The 3161-nt window shown below is 53.1% G+C and carries 4 protein-coding genes; all 4 read left to right on the forward strand.

The window, feature by feature from the left end:
* Positions 1-72 precede the first annotated feature (72 nt).
* The 4 genes from EV688_RS17200 (at position 73) to EV688_RS17215 (ending at position 2945) form a co-directional block, all read left to right on the forward strand.
* Positions 73-675, forward strand: a complete 603-nt coding sequence (locus EV688_RS17200) for a mobile mystery protein B (protein WP_117319736.1) — start codon at positions 73-75, stop codon at positions 673-675.
* Positions 676-827: 152 nt separating this feature from the next.
* Positions 828-1343 carry a hypothetical protein gene (locus EV688_RS17205; protein ID WP_117319737.1) on the forward strand — a complete coding sequence of 172 codons (516 nt, stop codon included), beginning with the start codon at positions 828-830 and terminating at the stop codon, positions 1341-1343.
* Positions 1344-1387: 44 nt separating this feature from the next.
* Complete coding sequence (locus EV688_RS17210) at positions 1388-1591, forward strand: hypothetical protein (RefSeq protein ID WP_131917725.1); 204 nt, start codon at positions 1388-1390, stop codon at positions 1589-1591.
* A gap of 436 nt (positions 1592-2027) precedes the next feature.
* Positions 2028-2945 carry an ArdC family protein gene (locus tag EV688_RS17215; protein WP_131917727.1) on the forward strand — a complete coding sequence of 306 codons (918 nt, stop codon included), beginning with the start codon at positions 2028-2030 and terminating at the stop codon, positions 2943-2945.
* The last annotated feature ends 216 nt before the right edge of the window (positions 2946-3161 follow it).

Genomic DNA, 3161 nt, shown 5'->3' on the forward strand with positions numbered 1-3161 from the left:
AACAAAGGAGCGGATCGAGGCGCTGGCCGATGAGCTGGTACGTGATATGCCACCGGATTTCTGGGACGTTAAATGACGTTTGACGAACCGGAAGGAGCGACACCGCTTGATCCAGACGAGAAAGAGGGCCTTAAATTCGGGCATATCACGACCCGGGCCGAGCTCGATGAGCTGGAGCAGGCCAACATAGAACAAGGGCTTGCATGGGTTTCGCGGCGACGCACTGGCTCAATCTTTGATGATACTTTTATCCGTCGGCTTCACGCGCAACTGTTCGGTGATGTGTGGAGCTGGGCGGGCGAATATCGGCTGACCGAAAAAAATATCGGCATCGATCCGTTTCAGATCCCCGTGCAGCTTCGCGTCCTGCTTGGCAACGCCCAATATCAGGCAGACCATGGAGTCTACAGGCCCCTCGAAGCGGCCGCGCGTTTTCATCATCGAATGGTACAGATTCACCCGTTTCCAAACGGTAACGGTCGTCACGCACGGATCGCAGCCGACATCCTGCTCGAAGAGGTATACGATCACCCGCCGGTTGAATGGGCTAGCGGCTTTGACCTGCAAGCTGACAATGAGCGCCGCAACGCCTATATCGCCTCGCTTCGCGCAGCCGATAGTGGAGACTTTAATCCGCTGCTGGTGTTTGTGGGTGCGGCAGATGATCCTGATTAATGCTTGCAGGCTGCTGGTTTGAGGGAGTTTGAGTTATGCGAACATACATTTTCTATGCCACATTGCTCGTGAACTCATCTTGGGTTCGACTGCTGTGAAAAAACTCGTTGGAACCCCCAAAGCTTGTATTGAGATGCCGGGAGGAAAGAGTCATGGCGATTGACCGAAAGCAACGACGCTCGTTGCTAGGCTTGGGGCTGTGCTTTTTGGTTCTTTGCTTGCTAATTGTTCTTTTTGAGGTCGGTGTGATCCCTTCAACCTCGACATACGCGGGATTAAATCTCCTTACCGGAATTGATTTCCAGCGTCCCGAAACCATTCATCCCGTCGTGTTTGCCGTGCTCGTTACGATACGTATCATGTTGACCGTTGGCGCGTTTCTTGGTATAGGATTCATAGTTGTTGAGTCAATATTAGAGAGGAAAGCAATGACCTTAAAATTAGCAGAAGCGGTAAAAATCCGCGACGAAATGTTAAAGACAGACTTTAAACATTTTGCTGAACAGTATATGACTGAAGATGCCGCTAGGAACTTTGAAAAAGAAGCTGGTGGAAAATTGGATCAGATTTTTTCTCAAACAAATGAGAAATGGGAAGAGCTAATCGGCCGTTTGTTCAGTGAAGACAGAGCTAAAGAGTTATCGGAGCACATGAAGGCGGAAATCTAGCTTCGGCAGCTAGTTGACAGCTAGACGGCAGTCGGACCTCTAAGATGGCCTTGTCTTCAAACAGCCAAAAGGCTCTCGATGATTTTATTGAGAGTTTAGATACTCTTGTTACATCCGTTCGCAATCGCCCTTTAAGTAATGCAGAAAAACGCGACGAAATAAAAAATAAGGTCGATGTTTGGAATCCCAAGCCTTCTGATGACGATCTCGCCGAATACTTTGCGTCCCGAGGTCTGCTGTGGGACTGACCTTCGCCATACACACACCACTCCCAAAGGCATGGCGGTAAGTCCTCCAACTGACGTGAATCGTCATCTGCCGCTACGACTCAGAGCACAAGAATCGTAAAGTCAGCAATCGTGGCGGCACGGCCTAAGCCTGCTGCGCTGTTTCATTCCTCATTCCGGTTCTAGAGTTGTTTATCAGCCCCAGCGTTTCACTACCGTGATCGCGGCTTTGCTGGCGGATGATTTTTGCTCATCTCAAACCCCGTCTCCTTTTTAGCGGCTGTCCTCAAGCTTCACTGTTCTAGCCGGGGTCGCCTGCCGCGCAACGGGCGGCCCGCATAACCGTGTTGCCCGTTTCCCTTCGGCCTGATCGCCTTCGGTGCGCGTTCGGCTTTTCCCCCGTCTGCGTCGTTTCGCGTTCTTCGGAACAGCCACTTTTACAAAAAGGAGACGACAGATGAGCAAGTCAAAATCACCTTCTAAAGACGTTTACACTCGCATCACGGATAAGATCATTGCATCGCTGGAGCAGGGCGTCCGCCCCTGGATGAAGCCCTGGAATGCGGAACATGCCGCCGGGCGTATCGAAAAGCCGCTTCGCCACAATGGCCAGCCTTACAACGGCATCAACGTCATGATGCTCTGGGCCGCAGCGGCAGATCAGGGATACAGCGCCCCGATCTGGATGACCTACCGCCAGGCCAAAGCATTGGGAGCGCAGGTTCGCAAAGGCGAAAGCGGTGAGCTGGTTGTTTATGCAAACACCCTGGTGCGCACCGCCGAAGACGAAAAGACCGGCGAAGAGATCGAGCAAGCCATTCCTTTCATGAAGGGCTATACCGTCTTCAACGTCGAACAGATAGAAGGGCTTCCTGAAGCCTATCACCAGCTCGCCGACCCGGTGACCGATCCGGTCGAGCGGATCGGTCACGCCGAGCGCTTCTTCGAAGCCACGGGCGCGGAGGTTAACCACGGTGGCAACCGGGCGTACTACAACATTACGCACGACCGCATACAGATGCCAGTCTTCGAAAGCTTCCGCGATGCGGAAAGCTACTACGCGACACTCGCGCACGAGACCACACACTGGACACGTCACCCGAGCCGTCTCGGTCTCGAACGGGACTTCGGTCGCAAGCGCTTCGGTGACGAAGGCTACGCCCAAGAAGAACTGGTCGCGGAGCTCGGATCAGCATATCTCTGCGCCGACCTGGGGATCGCTCCCGAGGTCCGGGAAGATCACAGTGCCTACATCGCATCCTGGCTTGAAGTTCTCAGGAACGACAAGCGCGCAATCTTCACCGCTGCCGCACACGCGCAGCGGGCCGTGGATTACCTCAACGGCATGACCGCCAAATCCGAGAAGGCTGCGTGAGCAGCCTTCCTGGTTTCCAATGCGCTTCTTCGCAGCGCAGGGTATGGCTTGCAAGCGCAAGAGCAAAAGAGGCCATGGTCATGCGCGGTGCAGTCAGCATGAGATGAGGGTCCGTCAGATTACCCCATCAGGAAATATGCGAATGAGGCTAATAAGAATATCTGATGATATACATAGAGCTGCATTACGCATATCAATAGATTGACATATATTAAA

This window comes from Chromatocurvus halotolerans, assembly GCF_004340525.1.
GTDB classification, from domain to species: Bacteria; Pseudomonadota; Gammaproteobacteria; order Pseudomonadales; family Halieaceae; genus Chromatocurvus; species Chromatocurvus halotolerans.